This is a genomic window from Amycolatopsis sp. NPDC049691, from assembly GCF_040675005.1.
In the GTDB taxonomy this organism is placed as follows: Bacteria; Actinomycetota; Actinomycetes; order Mycobacteriales; family Pseudonocardiaceae; genus Amycolatopsis.
In genome coordinates this window covers 1-16,255 of record NZ_JBFANX010000010.1, presented here as the reverse complement: position 1 = coordinate 16,255, position 16,255 = coordinate 1, and the positions used below count along the sequence as shown (strand labels likewise).

Sequence of the window (16,255 nt, the reverse complement as noted above, 5' to 3'; positions counted from 1 at the left end):
CGGCGACCGAAACTGTCGGTGGTGTGCGGTACAAGATCCACATGAAGGTTTCCGAGGCCCAGCAAGCCTTCTTCGCGGCCCGCCGGCCCCGCAAGGACTCTCCGCACACCACCGACGCCTACCGCCGGGACCTCGCCGGGATCACCACTCTCCTGGTTTCGGAGCTCGGGCGGCCGGCCGAGGACCTGGACGTCGCCGACCTGACCGGGCCGGCGCTGCGGGCGGCGTTCGGGGTGTTCGCCGACGGGCACGCGAAGAGCTCGGTGCTGCGCGCGTGGTCGACGTGGAACCAGTTTCTGACGTTCTGTGTGGCGGACGGGCTGCTGGAGGGCAATCCGATGGGGGCGGTGGCGCGGCCGCGGACGCCGGCGTTGACGCCGAAGCCGTTGCGGGGTGAGGAAACCCCGGAGCAGCTGTTGTCGGCGGCGGCCGCGGGTTCGCGGCGGGCGCGGGATCCGTGGCCGGAGCGGGACGTGCTGGTGATCGCGCTGGGGCTGGTGGCGGGGTTGCGGGCGGCGGAGATGCGGGCGCTGACGGCGCGGTCGCTGGTGGGGCGCGCGGGTGAGCTGCGGTTGCACGTGAAGGGGAAGGGCAGCCGGGATCGGTCGATCCCGGTGCAGCCGGTGCTGGCGGAGCTGATCGAGCGGTACCGGGAGTCGTGCCGGGTGCGGTTCCCGAGTGTGCGGTTCTCCCTTGGTTCGCCGTTGCTGCTGGATCGGTCGGGTGAGCCGATCGGGCGGGGTGCGCTGGAGTACCTGGTGAAGTCGTGTTACCGGGGTGCGGGGTTGCACGACCGGGTGCCGGTGGGGGCGAATCTGCACGCGTTGCGGCACACGTTCGCGACGCGGTTGGCGGAGGACGGTGCGTCGGCTTCGGAGATCATGGCGTTGCTGGGGCACGCGAGTTTGGCGACGAGCCAGAACTACATCGAGGCGACGGGTCGTGAGCAGCGCGCGGCGGCGGCGAGCAACCGGACGTACCGGGCGTTGGACGGGTTGGGCTGACTCCGTGGTCAGCGGAGCTGTTCGAGGTCCTTGGCCGCGCGGGCGATCTCTTCGGCGAGTCCCCTCAGTTCCCGGGGGTCGGCGCCGTCGTCGGCGGCGGTGACGATGTCCTCGGCCGCGCACCGGAGCTGGAAGAGGCGGTCCTGGAGGGCGGCGATTTCGGTGTCGGAGAGCACGACGGCGTCTTCGGGCAGGCCGCTTCGCTGCAGCGCGGTGCGGCGTTCGTAGGCGCGTTGGCGGCAGGATTGGCCGCAGTAGCGGCGGCGTCGGCCGACGTTGCCCGCTTCGGGCAGGCGGCGGCCGCACCAGCCGCAGTGCTTCGGGGCGCCGCGGCGGGCGGGCACGGGTTCGAGCTGGGTCAGTTCGGCGGCTTCCCTCACCCGGGAGACCCTAGCTGGCCACCGGTTGCTCATGCCGGGGTCATGGCGGAAGGGCACACTTGGGGGATGCAGGCGTCGTTCCCGTACCTGGCCGATCCGATCCCCCGTGCGTTCGCCCACCGGGGGTGGCACCTCGACGAGCTCGACGGGTTGGAGAATTCGCTGCCGGCGTTCCGGCGGGCGTGCGAGGAGGGGTACCGGTACCTGGAGACGGACGTGCACGCGACGGCGGACGGGGTGGTCGTGGTGCACCACGACGCGAACCTGGACCGGACGACGGACGGGTCGGGGCCGATCGCGGCGCAGACGTGGGCGCAGCTGAAGAACGTGAAGGTCGGGGGCAGGGCTCCGCTGTCGCGGCTGGAGGACGTGCTGGAGGAGCTGCCGAACGCGCGGTTCAACGTGGACGTGAAGGCCGATCGGGCGGTGGAGCCGTTCGTCGAGGTGCTGGAGCGGACGAAGGCGCACGACCGGGTGGCGGCGGCGGCATTTTCGGACGCGCGGCTGGTGCGGTTGCGGAAGCTGGCGGGGCCGAAGCTGGTGACGGCGATAGGGCCGCGGTCGGCGTTCGCGTTGTGGGCGCGGGGGAAGCTGCCGCTGCTCCCCCTGGGCCGGCTGGTGCTGGGGGCGATGGCGCAGGTGCCGGTGCGCCAAGGTGCGTTGCGGGTGGTGGACAAGGCGTTCCTGTCGATCGCCGGGCGGTCCGGGATCGAAGTGCACACGTGGACGATCGACGATCCGGCGGAAATGCGGATGCTGCTGGACCTGGGGGTGCACGGGATCGTGACGGACCGGCCGGACCTGCTGCGCGAGGTGCTGATCGAGCGGGGTGCGTGGCGGCGGTCGCAGGAGCCGTGAGCGTCAGCGGGGTGCTTTGCCGTTCCAGGCGGCGTCCCAGGTCTTGGGGCCGAGCAGGCCGCTGTCCTTGATGCCGTTGGCGCGTTGGAGGTCCAGGACGGCGGTGCGGGTCTTTTCGTAGTAGCAGCCGGTGCCGGTGAAGCCGTAGCCGAAGGCGTTCATGCGCAGCTGGAAGGCCTTGAGCGGGGCGGCGCAGTCGCCGTACTGGTAGACGACGCCGGGCCAGGCGGGTTTGGGGCCGCCGGGTCCCGGGACCGGGGCGGGCAGTCCTCCCCCGCCGATGTAGGCGGATTCGGCGTAGGTGGGGACGCGCTTGCTGCGGGCGTCGGCGTCGCCGGTGAGCTTGAGCATGCCGGCGCACTGCCAGGGTTGCCAGCCGCGCATGCGGTAGAGGTAGAGGGCGCGGTAGTCCTGTTCGGCGGGGGCGGCCTGGTCGGGGCGGCCGGTGCCGCCGACGCTGCGCCAGGTGGGCAGGTCGAACTGGTAGGCGCCGTAGTAGCCGTTGCCGGTGTTGGTGGCGTAGCGGCCGCTGGACTCGCACATGCGCAGCTTGGCCCAGGCGCTCGACGCGGGGTCCGCGGAGGCGACGGCGGGGATGGTGAGCTGCAGACCCAAGGCGGCGAAGGCGAGGAGCAGGACTCTCGCGGCGGTGCGGCTCCGGTTTTGGATCATGCGTGCACAGTAGGAGCGAGTCCCACTGACCACAAGAGACACACTGCGCGCCTCAGTCTCACATGGAACACCGTTCACATTGGTTTCGACACGCCGTGTGGGTGCGGATCGTGGTTGCCCCGGAAGTGGTGGATGCGCGTGAAGCGACAAAGCGGACACGGTTTGGGCGGGGCGGGTCCTTCGCGTTGCGAAGCACCAGTAGTCTCCGCGCTGACCTGGAAGTTTCCGACCTCGAGGAGCCGTGGATGACGCTGGCCGGGACGCGCTCGACCAGGCGCGAGCGCTGGGGCTGGTATTTCTACGACTGGGCGAATTCGCCGTTCTATTCGTCGTCGACGACGGTGTTCGGGGCGCTGTCGATGAGCGGGATCGCGGCGGCGGACGCGAAGACGAACTTCACCCTTAACGGGGACCGCCCGTGCGTCGACGCGGCGGGCAAGGCGGACACGTTGCACAACTGCGACGTGACGTTGTTCGGGCTCCACTTCCCCGCCGGGTCGGTGTGGGGATACCTGCTGTCGGTGGCGACGGTGGTGCAGGTGCTGGTGCTGCCGATCGCGGGTGCGGTGGCCGACCGGAGCCACAACAAGCGGCGGATCCTGGGTGGGTTCGCGTTCCTGGGTGCGGCCGCGGCGGCGGCGATGTTCTTCCTGGCGGGGTCGGACTGGCAGCTGGGGGTGGTGCTGTTCGTCATCGCGAACATCGGGTACGGCGGTTCGCTGGTCGTCTACTACTCGTTCCTGGTGGACATCGGGGGCCCGGACGAGCGGGACGACATCTCGGCGAAGGGCTGGGCGTTCGGGTACCTGGGTGGCGGGCTGGCGCTGGCGTTGCAGCTGGGGTTCTACCTCGGGCACGACACGTTCGGCGTGAGCGAGGGCATGGCGGTGCGGATCTGCTTCCTGACCTCGGGGTTGTGGTGGGCGGCGTTCACGGTTCCGGCGGTGCGGGCGCTCCCCCGGCGGCACACGCCGGTCGACGTCGTGCCGGGGAAGTCGGTGGTGCGGGCGGGGTTCGCGGAGCTGCGGCAGACGCTGGTGTCAGCGAAGGCGTTCCCGTTCACGCTGGCGTTCCTGGGCAGCTACCTGGTGTTCACCGACGGCATCAACACGGTGGTGACGGTGTCGGCGCAGTACGGCAAGGACGAGCTGGGCTTCGGCAACAGCGTGCTGATCGTGACGATCCTGGTGATCCAGTTCGTGGCGTACCTGGGTGGGACGCTGCACGGGCTGGTGGCGCGGCGGATCGGGGCGAAGCGGACGATCCTGGGCAGCCTGGTGGTGTGGGTCGCGGTGCTGGCCGGGGCGTACTTCGTGCAGCCGAAGCAGCTGCTGCAGTTCCTCGCGGTGGCGGTGGGGATCGGGCTGGTGCTGGGTGGGACGAACGCGTTGTCGCGGTCGTTGTTCAGCCAGATGATCCCGGCGGGCAAGGACGCGCAGTACTACTCGCTCTACGTCGTGGGCGAGCGGGGGACGTCGTGGCTGGGGCCGCTGGTGTTCGCCGGGGTCGGGCAGGCGACGGGGTCGTTCCGGCTGGCCATCGTGGCGCTGGTGGTCTTCTTCGCGGTGGGTTTGGTGCTGGTGTGGCTGGTGCCGGTGCGGCGGGCGATCGTGGCGGCGGGCAACACCCCGCCGGAGGTGCTGTGATGAGGCTTGTTCAGCCGTCGCCCGGCGCGAGGTGACGGCCGGCGGGCAAACCGGCGGTCCGTTGTGCCGGGCTGACCGGAACAAGCCTCAAGCCACCGATAGGGTCGGGCGTCGTGACCTTGTTGAACGACCGTCCAACCGGCCCTGATCCCACGGATGCGCTGTCGTCGGTTCCCGCGGCCGGTTCGCGGCGCGGGACGCCGCCGGTGGGCAGGCTGAAGTTCTGCTACGGGCCGATGGACTGCGGGAAGTCGACCCTGGCGCTGCAGATCGACCACAACCACGCGCGGCAGGGCCGGCGGGGGCTGGTGCTGGTGCGCCACGACCGGTCGGGTGCGCCGCAGATCTCGAGCCGGATCGGGCTGACCCGGCAGGCGGTGGAGGTCGGCGAGGACACCGACGTGCGGGACCTGGTGCGGCAGGAGTGGGCGCGCGGGCAGCACGTGGACTACGTGGTGGTGGACGAGGCGCAGTTCCTCTCCCCCGGGCAGGTCGACCAGCTGGCGGAGCTGGCCGACGAGGTCGAGATCGACGTGTACTGCTTCGGCATCGCGACGGACTTCCGGAGCCGGTTGTTCCCGGGTGCCGCTCGTTTGTTCGAACTGGCCGACGAGTTGCAGCCGGTTCAGGTGGAGGTGCTGTGCTGGTGCGGGCTGCCGGGGCGGTTCAACGCGCGGGTGCTCGACGGCGAGGTGGTGCGCGAGGGCGACACCGTTGTGGTGGCAGATACCGAACAATCCGTAGTTGAATCTTCAGCTTTGGTCGGTTTTGAGGCCGAAAACGCTACTGTGCGTTATCAGGTATTGTGTCGCCGCCACTTTCGATCGGGTGACTTGGGGCCCGTTACTGGTCGTCACGGTCAGTTACGGTTGACCTGACGTGGGTGCCAGTAGCCCATCCGGGGGATATCAGCACTAAGAAGGCCGTATTGACGTCACGCCGGAGCGCGAAACGCCTCCTACTAGAGGAAGCTGATGCCGTTGGGTGACGCAGCTCATCGTGAGCAACGACATGGTGTCCCGGGAATCCTCGGGGCCGTCAGGTCGTTGCATAGGGTGAGCATCACCCTGGCTCCACCCGGAGCTGACTGAAAGGACCCCATCATGGCCGACCGTGTTCTTCGTGGAAGCCGGCTGGGAGCGGTCAGCTACGAGACCGACCGCAACCACGACCTCGCTCCCCGCCGTACCGTGCGCTACGCCTGCCCGAAGAACCACGAGTTCGAGGTGCCGTTCTCCGACGACGCCGAGATCCCGACGGTCTGGGAATGCCGCCTGCACGGCAGCGAGTCGGAGATCGTGGATGGCGGGCAGCCCGAGCAGAAGAAGGTCAAGCCGCCGCGCACCCACTGGGACATGCTGCTCGAGCGGCGCACGATCCCCGAGCTCGAGGACCTGTTGAACGAACGTCTCGCCGAGCTGAAGGGCCGGCGGACCTCCCGGTCCGCGTAACGCCCTCGAGCGTCGGCCCGTAGCCACCGCTCCCACCACAACGGAAAGGCCCCCGCGACCTCCCCCCGCGGGGGCCTTTCGCATGCCCGGCGGCACCGATCAGAAACCCTCCGCCGCGTCGTCAGTACTGTCGGCCCCTCGCACCGGTGGAAGGAACGACGACCATGACCGACTCGGCTCGGTTCGTGCTGCTCGCGGAGCGCCACCGGCGTGAGCTGCTCGTCCACTGCTACCGGATGCTCGCGAACTACGAAGACGCCCAGGACCTGACGCAGGAGACGTTCCTGCGAGCCTGGCACAAGCGCGAGTCGTTCCAGGGCCACGCGACCCTGCGGACCTGGCTGTACCGGATCGCGACGAACGCCTGCCTCGACTTCCTGGAGAAGCGCAAAGACCGCACCCCCGTGCCGGCGGAGGGCTGGGAGGTGCAGTACCTGCAGCCCTACCCCAACCGGATGCTCCCCGAAGACCCGCACGAAGCGGCGGTGGCGCGGGAGACGATCGAGCTGGCCTTCATCGTCGCCGTCCAGCACCTGCCGCCGCGGCAGCGGGCCGCGTTCATCCTGCGTGACGTCCTCGGCTGGCCGGCGTCGACGACCGCCGACGCCCTCGAGCTGACCGTCGCCTCGGTGACCAGCGCACTGCAGCGGGCGCGGGTGACGGTGCGCGAACGGCTGCCCGGCCGCCGCCTCGACTGGCGCGGCCCGGCCACCCACGAGCTGTCGGAGGACGAGCGCGGCGTGGTGAAGGCCTACATCGACGCCCACGAGCGCAACGACCTCGCCGGGCTGGCGGCCCTGCTGCGCGCCGACCTGCGCTTCGCGATGCTGCCCGATCCGGGCACCGTGACCACGACGGCCACGGACGCGGTGGACGGCTGGGTCTCCGGCGGGCTGTTCCGACGCGGTCACGACGACTGGCGCGGTAGTGCCACGACGGTCAACCGCATGCCCGCCGCGGCGCTCTACCTTCGCACCCCCGGGGACCCGGAGCACCGGCTGTTCGCCGTCGCGTGCCTGCGCATCGTCGACGGGAAGATCGCCGAGCTCACCGGGTTCGACGCCGCCGGCACGCCCTGGCTGGGCCTGTCCCCGACGCTGTGATCACCTCGTCTCGTACCGGGTCAGCACCACGCCGCCGTCGAACGTCCGCGTCTCGACCAGGTTCAGGTTCACCCAGCCGTCCAGTGCCGTGAAGAACGGCGTGCCGCCGCCCACCAGGACCGGGTGGGTGACCAGGAGGTACTCGTCGATCAGCCCGGCCCGCATGGCGGCCCGGGCGAGCGTCGCGCCGCCGATGCCCATCGGGCCGCCGTCGCCGGCCTTGAGCCGGGTGATCTCGGCGACCGCGTTGCCGGTGACCAGCCGGGTGTTCCAGTCGACCTTCTCGAGCGTCGAGGAGAACACCACCTTCGGCGTGTCCCGCCAGTTCCGCGCGAACTCGATCTCCGCCGGCGTGGCGTCCGGCCGCTGGTCGCCGGTCGGCCAGGAGGAGCTCATCGTCTCCCACAGCTTGCGCCCGTACAGCGACAGAGTGATCGCCCGTTCCCGGTCGAGCCACCACCGGAACAGGTCCTCGCTCCGCCCGCCGCTCCAGCCGATGTCGTCGCCGGCCGCGGCGATGTAGCCGTCCACGGTGAGGTTCATGCCGAAGATCAGTTTCCGCATCGTGCTGGGCCTCCTGTGAGTCGATCTCCCCCGTACAGACGGGTGCGGCGCGGAAACCTAATCGGTGCGGAACGGGCCGCTCAGCGCCGCCCACTGCAGCAGCAGGATCGTCTTCGCGTCGGCGATCTCGCCGGTCTCGATCATCTTCAGGGCGTCCCCGAAGCGCAGCTCGAGCACCTCGATGTCCTCCCCCTCCGCCGCTACGCCACCGCCCGCTCCCCGGTCCGCCGGGTCGTACGGCGCCGCGTAGCAGTGGAGGCGCTCGGTCACCGAGCCCGGGCTCGTGTAGACGTCGAACACGTGCTCCAGCGCGCCGATCCGGACGCCCGTCTCCTCCTGCGCCTCCCGGCGGATCGCCGTCTCCGGGTCGTCGGCGTCGAGCAGGCCCGCCGCCGTCTCGACGAACATGCCGTCCGGGTGGTCGTTGACGTACACCGGGTAGCGGAACTGGCGCGTCAGCAGCACCGTGCCGCCCGCGGTGTCGTACAGCAGCACCGTCGCGCCGTTGCCGCGGTCGTAGGTCTCGCGCTGCTCGGTCGTCCAGCGGCCGTCGCGGTGCCGGAAGTCGAACGTCGTGCGGCGCAGGACGTACCAGGCCGAGGACAGCAGCTCCACGTCCCGCACCCGGACGCGCGGATTGCGGGACAAGCTTGTCGAAGAGGTCATACCGCGACCATAATGTGCACGACTCGGCAGAAACAAGGAGGACTGTGCATGCTGGTCGGGGAACGCCGTGACCTGCTGCTGGCCCGGCTCGCGACGGAGGGCAAGGTGCTGGCCAAGGACGTCGCGGCCGAGCTGGGCGTCTCGGAGGACAGCATCCGCCGGGACCTGCGCGACCTCGCCGCCGCCGGGCTCTGCCAGCGCGTCTACGGCGGAGCGCTGCCCGTCTCCCCCGCCGTCGCCGACTACGCGAGCCGCACGGCCATCGCCGTCGACGGCAAGGACCGGGTCGCCGCGGTCGCCGCCGGGCTCGTCCGGCCCGGCTCGACCGTCGTCCTCGACGGCGGCACCACCACCCTCGCCGTCGCGAAAGCCCTGCCCAGAGGCCTCGAAGCGACGGTCGTCACGCACAGCCCGACCGTCGCCGTCGCCCTGCTCGACCACCCGGGCGTCGAGGTCTTCCTGCTCGGCGGCCGCCTGTTCCGGCACTCCGCGGTCACCTGCGGCGCCGCCGCGGCCGAGGCCGCCCAGGCGATCAGCGCCGACGTCTTCCTGCTCGGCGTCACCGGCGTCCACCCCGAAGCCGGCCTCACCACCGGGGATGCCGAGGAAGCCGCGATGAAACGCACGCTGGCCCGGCGCGCGGCCGACACCTACGTCCTGGCCAGCGCCGAGAAGATCGGCGCGGCCTCCCGGTTCACCGTCCTGCCCCTCGCCGACGTCGCCGGCGTGATCACCGACGCCGAGAACGTGCAGGAACTTGCAGAGCGGGTGCCGATCCTGCCTGCGTGACCTCGACGTACCACTCCCGGCCCGCCACCACCGCGAACAGCGGCGCCGGCAGCCACACGAGCAGCCGCAGCACCGCCGCGAGCCGCCCGGTGCCGCGGACGTCGGACACGTGCGCCGCCAGCGCCGCCTGCTTGCGCCCGGCGAAGCGGCGCACGTCGAACCGGTGGGTGACCGACGAGGCCGGGCTGTAGGCGCGCTCGAGCGCTTCGGCGTCGTAGTCGAACGGGATCCGCAGCGCCCGCAGGACCCGGACGAACCGCAGCGCGAAGTCACGCGGCATCGTGGCCTCCAGCAGCCGCGTCCCGGTCAGCCGGGCGGCGCGCCGGGCGACTTCGTGCACCTTGACGTGGTCGCGGTGCCCGTAGCCGCCGCCTGCGTCGTAGCCGAGCAGCAGGTCGGCGTGTTCCTCGTGCAGGATCGCCGCGAGCCGGTGCGCGGCCTCCTCGGTGTCGGCGCGGGCGAAGCGCTGCCGGCCGGGCGGGTCCGGGTACAGCTCGGGGCCGTGGCCGCTGTCGGCGTAGCCGAGGTGCACGACGCGCCGGACGCCGAGGATGGCCGCGCTCGCCTCCAGCTCGGCCCACCGCGGGGTCGGGTGCTGCGCGGCCATGCCGTCGGTGGCCACGACGACCACCACCCGGTGCCCGTCGGCCGCGGCGCGGGCCAGGGTGCCGCCGCTGAGCAGCACGGGGTCGTCGGCGTGCGCGTGGAAGGCCACGATGGTCGTCATCGGCCCCATGATGGCCGAGAACGGGAGAAGACGGCATGAGTGAACACCGGGTCCGGTTCGCGGCGCTGTTCGACGCCGAGGTGCGCCCGCACAACGAGCGGTTCCGCGCCGCGGCCGCCGTCCGGCCGGGCGAGGACGTCCTCGACGTCGGCTGCGGCACCGGCGAGTCCACGCGCGAAGCCGCGCAGGCGGGCGCGCGGGCGCTCGGTGTCGACGTCTCGGAGCAGGCGATCGCCAAGGCCCGCGAACTCGGCGGGGCGCGGTTCGAGGTCGCCGACGCGCAGACCTACCCGTTCCCGGCGGCGGCGTTCGACGTCGTGCTCAGCCGGTTCGGGGCGATGTTCTTCGCCGACCCGCCCGCCGCGTTCGCCAACCTGGCCCGCGCCCTGCGTCCCGGCGGGCGGCTGGTGCTGCTCGTGTGGCAGGAACGGGACCGCAACGAGTGGTACTCGGTGCTGCACGACGCCGTCGCACCCGGCACCACCCCGCCACCCGCCGGGCCGCACTTCTCCCTCGGCGACCCCGGCCGCACGCGTGCGCTGCTGGAAGGGGCCGGGTTCGGCGACGTCGAGTTCACCGAGCTGCGCGAGCCCGTCTGCTACGGGCCCGACGCGGCGACGGCGTGCGAGTTCGCCCTCGGGCTCAAGGACGTCCAGGAGCTGCGGCCCACCGAGCAGGCCGCCCGCCGGCTCAAAGAGGCGTTCGCCGCCCACGAAACCGCGGACGGCGTGCTGCTGGGCGCCCGGACGTGGATCGTGACCGCGCGGCTCAGCCGCGCTTGACCAGCCGGCGCAGCTGCTGCCAGCGGCGCTCCACGCCCCACGTGGCCACCCGCAGAAACGCCTCGCGGATGATCGAGCCGCTCATCTTCGACTCGCCGATCTCGCGCTCGGTGAAGGTGATCGGCACCTCGACGATCTCGAACCCGGCGTCGGCCGTGCGGATGGTCAGGTCGATCTGGAAGCAGTAGCCGTGCGAGTTGACCTCGTCCAGCGCCAGCTTCTCCAGCACCGGGCGGCGGTAGGCCCGGAAGCCCGCGGTGATGTCGCGGGTGCGCATGCCCAGCGCGATCTGCGAGTAGACGTTGGCCCCGCGCGAAAGGATCTGGCGGTTGAGCGGCCAGTTCACCACCGCGCCGCCCGGCACGTACCGCGACCCGATCGCCAGGTCGGCGTCGCCGACGGCGTCCAGCAGCCGCGGCAGGTCCTCCGGCGCGTGCGAGCCGTCGGCGTCCATCTCGACGATCGTGTTGTACTCCCGCGCCAGGCCCCACCGGAACCCGGCGATGTAGGCGGCGCCGAGGCCGGCCTTCTCAGTGCGGTGCAGAACGTGGACGTGGTCGTTGGCGGCCGCGCGCTCGTCGGCCAGCTCGCCGGTGCCGTCCGGGCTGCCGTCGTCCACCACGAGCACGTGCACGTCCGGGAGTACCTTGTGCAGGCGATCCAGGATCGGGCCGAGGTTCTCCCGCTCGTTGTACGTCGGGATCACCACCAGCACCGGCTCGATTTCCCGGGCCCCCCGCGGCGCCTGCGACATCCGTGCTCCTCCGATATCCGCGGCGGTCAGTCCGCCGCTTCCCCTGCCGTGCCGGCGCTGCCGCGCCGGGTGCGAAAACGGAGCACGAGCCCGCCGGCCACCCCGGCGATCGCCAGTGCCAGCAGCCCGTACTCCGTCCACGCACCGAGTCGATCCGACAGCGTAGTCTGCGTCCGCAGCGGGACGCGTCCGACCAGGGAATCGGCGGTGAAAAGGCCCGTTGAGCTGGTAACCGTCCCGTCGGGGGCGACGATCGCGCTCACTCCGGAGACGGCGGACACCACGACCGCGCGGCCGTGTTCGACCGCCCGCAGCCGCGACATGGCCAGCTGCTGGACGCTCATCTCGCTCTCGCCGTACCACGCGTTGTTGGTCGGCACCACGAGCAGCTCGGCGCCGTCGCGGACCGCGTCGCGGCCCGGGTAGTCGAACGCCGCCTCGTAGCAGACGAACACGCCGACCTTCGTCCCCGCGATCGCCATGGCCTGGTTCGCACCGTCGCCGGGGACCATGTCCACCGTTTCCTGGTCGAGGAACGGCGTGACCAGCTCGGCGACCTTGCGGGCGGGCACGTACTCGCCGAAGGGCACCAGCTGCTGCTTCGCGTAGCGCTGGCCGGGCCCGGTGGCCGGGTCCCAGGCGATGACGGAGTTCTGCAGGTGCCCGTCGGGCAGCTCGTAGAGCGCGCCGATCAGGGCGGGCACGCCGAAGCTCGCGACGAGCTGGTCGACCTCCGGGTCGGGCCCGGTGACGGTGGTCGCGCTTTCGGGCCACAGCAGCAGGTCCGGCTTCGGGACCTTGCCGGCGTGGACGGCGTCGAGCAGCCGCCGGCTTTCGGCGATGGTGTTGCGGCGCAGCAGCACGCGCTCGCCCTGCAGCGCGAGGCCGATGTTCGGGGCGTTGCCCTGCACGGTCGCCACGGTGAGTTCGCCGTCCTGCGCGCCGGTGCCGACGGCGGGCCACAGCGCCGGCCCGGCCACCACGGGCAGCAGCGTTCCGACGGCGGCGAACACGGCCGGGCGGGTGAGCTTGCGCGTCTCCCACAGCCGTGCCGCGAGGGCGGCCAGGCAGAAGCCGCTGAGGACCACGGCGAGCCCGACCAGGGGCGCGCCGCCGATCGAGGCCAGGGGCAGGAACGCGCCTTCAGGCTGGCTGAACGCGACCCGGCCCCACGGGAAGCCGCCGAAGGGGAACCACGCGCGCGGGGTCTCCAACGCGATGAACACCAGGGCGCCCCACAGCGGCGCGAGCGGCAGGCGCGCGACCCAGGTGATGAGGCCGCCGGCGAGGCCGTAGTAGAGCGCCAGCGCGAACGACAGGCCCAGCCACGGCCAGGGGCCGAAGTCGGGGCCCAGGAAGTCCAGCAGCCACGTCAGCAGCGGCAGGAAGAACACGAACCCGAACGCGAAGCCGTAGCCGAACGCGCCGCGGAAACCCCGGCCGCGCAGCACGAGCGCGAACCCGGCGAACGCCAGCGGCGCGAGCCACCACAGCGGGCGCGGCGCGAAGCTCAGGTAGTAGGCGAAGCCGGACACCAGCGCCGCGGCCAGGCGCAGCAACCAGGCGCGCGGGAACGGCCGGGTTCGCGAGGATTGGTGCGGGGCGCCCGGTTCGGGGTCGGCCACGGTGACTGCCACAGGTGCCAACTCTAGGAGATCGCGTCGTGGAGGACCGCACCCGCGCGGACCGTGCGCAGGCAGCGCGGCAGCGGGGCGTCCGGTTCCAGGCGCGGCAGGGGCGGCACGCCGGCGCGGGGGTCGGTCGACCAGCGCTGCACGCGGCTGTCCGGGGTCGCGACGACGAGGTCGGTCGCGTCCCAGATCGCGTAGTGCGCGGGCGCTCCCGGGACGAGGCTGCCGGTGACGCCGTCGTTGACCCCGGCCGCGCGGTGCCCGGCCCGGGTGTGGGCGGTGAACGCGGCGCGCGGGGACAGGCCCGCGCCCGGCGTCCGGTGGTAGGCGGCCGCGCGGACGCTCGCCCACGGGTCCAGCGGCGTCACGGGGGCGTCGGAGCCGAAGGCGAGCAGGACGCCTTCGGCGGCGAGCGCGGCGAACGGGTTGAGGCCGGCCGCGCGGTCCGCGCCGAGCCGTTCGGCGTACATGCCGTCGGTGCCGCCCCACAGGGCGTCGAACAGCGGCTGCATCGAGGCGACGACGCCCCATCCCGCCAGCTGCCTGGCCTGCTCGGCGGTGACCATCTCGACGTGCTCGAGGCGGTGGTGGCGGGCCGCGAGCGCCCGCTGCCCGACCTCCTTCTCGGCGAGCCGGAAGCCTTCGACGACCTCGGCGACGGCGGCGTCGCCGATGACGTGGAACCCGGCCTGCAGCCCGGCTTCGGTGCAGGCGGCCAGGTGCTCGCCGATGCGGTGGGCGTCGAGGTAGAGCGTCCCTTCGCTCGCGTGGTCGGCGTAGGGCCGGGTCAGGGCGGCGGTGTGGGAGCCGAGGGCGCCGTCGACGAACAGGTCGCCGGCCAGGCCGCGGGCGCCGAGCTGCTTCGCGGTGTCGACAGCGCCGAGTTCGCCCCAGTAGCCGACGACTTCGGGGGTGCCGGGGCCGGCGAGGGTGAGCAGGGCGGCGAGGTCGTCGCGGCCGGAGATGTCGGGGCCGGCGCATTCGTGGACGCTGACGATGCCGTTCTTCGCGGCTTCGGCGAGGAACGCACGCTGGGCGCGGTCACGCTGCTGTGGGGTGATGGCGGCGCGCACCGCCGCGCGGACGGCGTGGTGGGCGGCGCGGGTCAGCGGGCCGTCGGGCGACCAGCCGTCGGCGTCCCGGGCGGCCGGGGCCAGTTCGACGAGCGCGGTGGAGACCAGCGCGGAGTGGACGTCGACGCGGCTGAGGTAGACGGGCGTGCCGCCGGCGGCGGCGTCGAGCTCGGCGCGGCTGGGCAGCCGCGGGTCGGTCCAGCCGCTCTCGTCCCAGCCGTGGGCGAGCAGGACCTGCCCGGGGACGACGGCGTCGCGCACGCGCGCCAGCAGCTCGGCACCGCCGCGGACGCCGGTGAGGTCGAGGCCGGTCAGGTGCAGGCCGGTGGCGGTGGCGTGGACGTGCGCGTCGACGAAGGCGGGGGTGACGAAGGCGCCGTCGAGGTCGACGGTTTCGGCGCCCGGGTGCAGCGCGCGGGCCGGGGCGTCCTGGCCGATCCAGACCACGGTGCCGCCGGTGACCGCCATGGCCGTGGCGTCCGGGCCGGCGGGGGTGTAGACGCGTCCGCCGAGCAGGAGCGTCGTGTGTTCGTCCGTCACGCCCCTGAGTCTGCCCCGGCGCGCCGGGGCTGCTGCACCTGGGGGAAGCGACCCCGACATGCAGGAAGATTTACGCCGTGAGAGCGTTGTGGCAGGATAATTTAACGCGTTCCCGACGACTAGGAGTACAAGTGACTGCGATCCAGGAACCTGTGACGCCTGCCGCCGCCTTTGACCAGCCCTACGAGTACGCCCGCGCCGAGCTGGTGGAACCCGACTGGCGCCGCTTCCCCGGCTGGCACGACGTGACCGAGGCCGAGTGGCGCGACGCGCAGTGGCAGCGCGTGCACTGCGTCCGCAACGTCAAGCAGCTGCGCGCCCTGATGGGCGACCTGCTGGAGGAGCGCTTCTACGACGACCTGCTCGCCGACCAGCGCGAGCTGGCGACGATGTCGATGCTGCTGCCGCCGCAGATGCTCAACACGATGGCGCCCACGGCGGGCACCGACCCGGCGAAGGTCACCGAGGCGTTCTACGCCGACCCGATCCGCCGCTACATGCTCCCGGTGCGCAGCGACCGCGACCCGGTCTGGACGAGCCACCCGCACGCCGAACGCGACTCCCTGCACGAGGCGGAGATGTGGGTCGTGGAGGGCCTGACCCACCGCTACCCGACCAAGGTGCTGGCCGAGATGATCTCGACCTGCCCGCAGTACTGCGGCCACTGCACCCGGATGGACCTGGTCGGCAATTCGACGGAGACGGTCGAGAAGCACAAGCTGACCCTCAAGCCGGTCGACCGCCAGGACGCGATGATCGCCTACCTGAAGAAGACCCCGGGCGTGCGCGACGTCGTGGTGTCGGGCGGCGACGTCGCCAACGTGCCGTGGCCGCAGCTGGAGTCGTTCCTGATGCGCCTGATGGACATCGACACCGTCCGCGACATCCGCCTGGCGACCAAGGCCCTGGCGGCACTGCCCCAGCACTGGATCCAGCCGAAGGTCGTCGAAGGCCTCGAGCGCGTGGCGGTGACGGCCCAGCGCCGCGGGGTCAACCTGGCGATCCACACCCACGTCAACCACGCCCAGTCGGTGACCCCGCTGGTGGCCGAAGCGGCCCAGACGGCGCTCAACGTCGGCGTCCGCGACGTCCGCAACCAGGGCGTGCTGATGCGCGGGGTGAACGCGACCCCGGCGGCCCTGCTGGACCTGTGCTTCGCGCTGCAGGGCGAGGCGAACATCCTGCCGTACTACTTCTACATGTGCGACATGATCCCGAACGCGGAGCACTGGCGCGTGGCGGTGTGGGAGGCGCAGGAACTGCAGCACGCGATCATGGGGTACCTGCCGGGGTATGCGACACCGCGGATCGTGTGCGACGTGCCTTATGTGGGGAAGCGGTGGGTGCACCAGCTGGCCGAGTACGACCGGGAGCTGGGGATTTCCTACTGGACGAAGAACTACCGCACGGGGATCGAGCTGGAAGACCCCGAGGCGTTGCAGCGCCGGTACCCCTACTACGACCCGATCTCGACGCTGCCGGAAGCCGGCCAGGCCTGGTGGGCCAATCAGGATCGCTGACGCCGCCAGGTCACCGTCCAAGAGATGCGCCGAGTGGTGGGGGGGGGGGGGGGCCGGGGGGGGGGCCGCCCGCCCCCCCCCCCAAAAACAAAACG

The 16,255-nt window shown here is 71.9% G+C and carries 17 protein-coding genes; 9 read left to right on the top strand and 8 right to left on the bottom strand.

Translation table 11 applies throughout. The features are described from left to right. Positions 1–23 precede the first annotated feature (23 nt). Positions 24–1,004, top strand: a complete 981-nt coding sequence (locus tag AB0J40_RS23135; protein WP_364456332.1) for a tyrosine-type recombinase/integrase — start codon at positions 24–26, stop codon at positions 1,002–1,004. A gap of 8 nt (positions 1,005–1,012) precedes the next feature. Here AB0J40_RS23135 and AB0J40_RS23130 read toward each other — a convergent pair whose 3' ends face one another. Then, complete coding sequence (locus AB0J40_RS23130; RefSeq protein ID WP_364456331.1) at positions 1,013–1,384, bottom strand: hypothetical protein; 372 nt, start codon at positions 1,382–1,384, stop codon at positions 1,013–1,015. A gap of 66 nt (positions 1,385–1,450) precedes the next feature. Here AB0J40_RS23130 and AB0J40_RS23125 point away from each other — a divergent pair, with 66 nt between their 5' ends. Further along, entirely contained in the window at positions 1,451–2,242 is a 792-nt protein-coding gene (locus AB0J40_RS23125; protein ID WP_364456329.1) for a glycerophosphodiester phosphodiesterase, read from the top strand. Positions 2,243–2,245: 3 nt separating this feature from the next. Here the strand turns inward: AB0J40_RS23125 and AB0J40_RS23120 are convergent, their stop codons facing one another. Next, a complete protein-coding gene (locus AB0J40_RS23120) occupies positions 2,246–2,914 on the bottom strand; it encodes a transglycosylase family protein (protein WP_364456327.1) in 669 nt (222 codons plus the stop codon). 245 nt (positions 2,915–3,159) lie between these two features. Between AB0J40_RS23120 and AB0J40_RS23115 the strand changes: the two genes are divergently transcribed. The 4 genes from AB0J40_RS23115 to AB0J40_RS23100 all read left to right on the top strand — a co-directional run bounded on the left by AB0J40_RS23115 (position 3,160) and on the right by AB0J40_RS23100 (position 7,114). Further along, complete coding sequence (locus AB0J40_RS23115) at positions 3,160–4,560, top strand: MFS transporter (protein ID WP_364456325.1); 1,401 nt, start codon at positions 3,160–3,162, stop codon at positions 4,558–4,560. 113 nt (positions 4,561–4,673) lie between these two features. After that, a complete protein-coding gene (locus AB0J40_RS23110) occupies positions 4,674–5,438 on the top strand; it encodes a thymidine kinase (protein ID WP_364456323.1) in 765 nt (254 codons plus the stop codon). Between the two features lie 225 nt (positions 5,439–5,663). Next, the gene (locus tag AB0J40_RS23105; protein WP_003081521.1) at positions 5,664–6,011 is read left to right on the top strand and encodes an RNA polymerase-binding protein RbpA; all 348 of its coding nucleotides are present in this window, start codon (positions 5,664–5,666) and stop codon (positions 6,009–6,011) included. A 164-nt stretch (positions 6,012–6,175) separates the two neighbouring features. Beyond that, a complete protein-coding gene (locus AB0J40_RS23100; RefSeq protein WP_364456321.1) occupies positions 6,176–7,114 on the top strand; it encodes an RNA polymerase subunit sigma-70 in 939 nt (312 codons plus the stop codon). Here AB0J40_RS23100 and AB0J40_RS23095 read toward each other — a convergent pair whose 3' ends face one another. Together AB0J40_RS23095 and AB0J40_RS23090 are read right to left on the bottom strand one after the other, a co-directional pair. Next, positions 7,115–7,678: a dihydrofolate reductase family protein gene (locus AB0J40_RS23095; protein WP_364456319.1), complete on the bottom strand. Its 564-nt coding sequence runs from the start codon at positions 7,676–7,678 to the stop codon at positions 7,115–7,117. A gap of 57 nt (positions 7,679–7,735) precedes the next feature. Next, positions 7,736–8,344: an NUDIX domain-containing protein gene (locus AB0J40_RS23090; protein ID WP_364456317.1), complete on the bottom strand. Its 609-nt coding sequence runs from the start codon at positions 8,342–8,344 to the stop codon at positions 7,736–7,738. Between the two features lie 48 nt (positions 8,345–8,392). Here AB0J40_RS23090 and AB0J40_RS23085 point away from each other — a divergent pair, with 48 nt between their 5' ends. Beyond that, positions 8,393–9,133 (top strand): DeoR/GlpR family DNA-binding transcription regulator, encoded by a 741-nt coding sequence (locus AB0J40_RS23085; protein WP_364456316.1) that lies wholly within the window; start codon positions 8,393–8,395, stop codon positions 9,131–9,133. Here the strand turns inward: AB0J40_RS23085 and AB0J40_RS23080 are convergent. Beyond that, the gene (locus AB0J40_RS23080; RefSeq protein ID WP_364456314.1) at positions 9,075–9,860 is read right to left on the bottom strand and encodes a PIG-L family deacetylase; all 786 of its coding nucleotides are present in this window, start codon (positions 9,858–9,860) and stop codon (positions 9,075–9,077) included. The two genes, AB0J40_RS23085 and AB0J40_RS23080, sit on opposite strands and share 59 nt — an antisense overlap. 35 nt (positions 9,861–9,895) lie before the next feature. On the opposite strand from AB0J40_RS23080, the gene AB0J40_RS23075 reads away from it, so the two are divergent. Further along, positions 9,896–10,642 (top strand): class I SAM-dependent methyltransferase, encoded by a 747-nt coding sequence (locus AB0J40_RS23075; protein ID WP_364456312.1) that lies wholly within the window; start codon positions 9,896–9,898, stop codon positions 10,640–10,642. Here the strand turns inward: AB0J40_RS23075 and AB0J40_RS23070 are convergent. From AB0J40_RS23070 to AB0J40_RS23060, 3 genes are read right to left on the bottom strand one after another with little or no spacing between them, the layout of a single operon-like run. Further along, positions 10,629–11,396, bottom strand: coding sequence for a polyprenol monophosphomannose synthase (locus AB0J40_RS23070; RefSeq protein ID WP_364456310.1), 768 nt, complete (start codon positions 11,394–11,396; stop codon positions 10,629–10,631). The two genes, AB0J40_RS23075 and AB0J40_RS23070, sit on opposite strands and share 14 nt — an antisense overlap. A 26-nt stretch (positions 11,397–11,422) precedes the next feature. Further along, on the bottom strand, positions 11,423–13,033 hold the full coding sequence (lnt, locus tag AB0J40_RS23065) for an apolipoprotein N-acyltransferase (RefSeq protein ID WP_364456308.1): 1,611 nt from the start codon (positions 13,031–13,033) through the stop codon (positions 11,423–11,425). Between the two features lie 11 nt (positions 13,034–13,044). Next, positions 13,045–14,640, bottom strand: coding sequence for an amidohydrolase (locus tag AB0J40_RS23060; protein ID WP_364456306.1), 1,596 nt, complete (start codon positions 14,638–14,640; stop codon positions 13,045–13,047). Positions 14,641–14,771: 131 nt separating this feature from the next. Between AB0J40_RS23060 and AB0J40_RS23055 the strand changes: the two genes are divergently transcribed. Further along, the gene (locus tag AB0J40_RS23055; protein WP_364456304.1) at positions 14,772–16,160 is read left to right on the top strand and encodes a lysine 2,3-aminomutase; all 1,389 of its coding nucleotides are present in this window, start codon (positions 14,772–14,774) and stop codon (positions 16,158–16,160) included. The last annotated feature ends 95 nt before the right edge of the window (positions 16,161–16,255 follow it).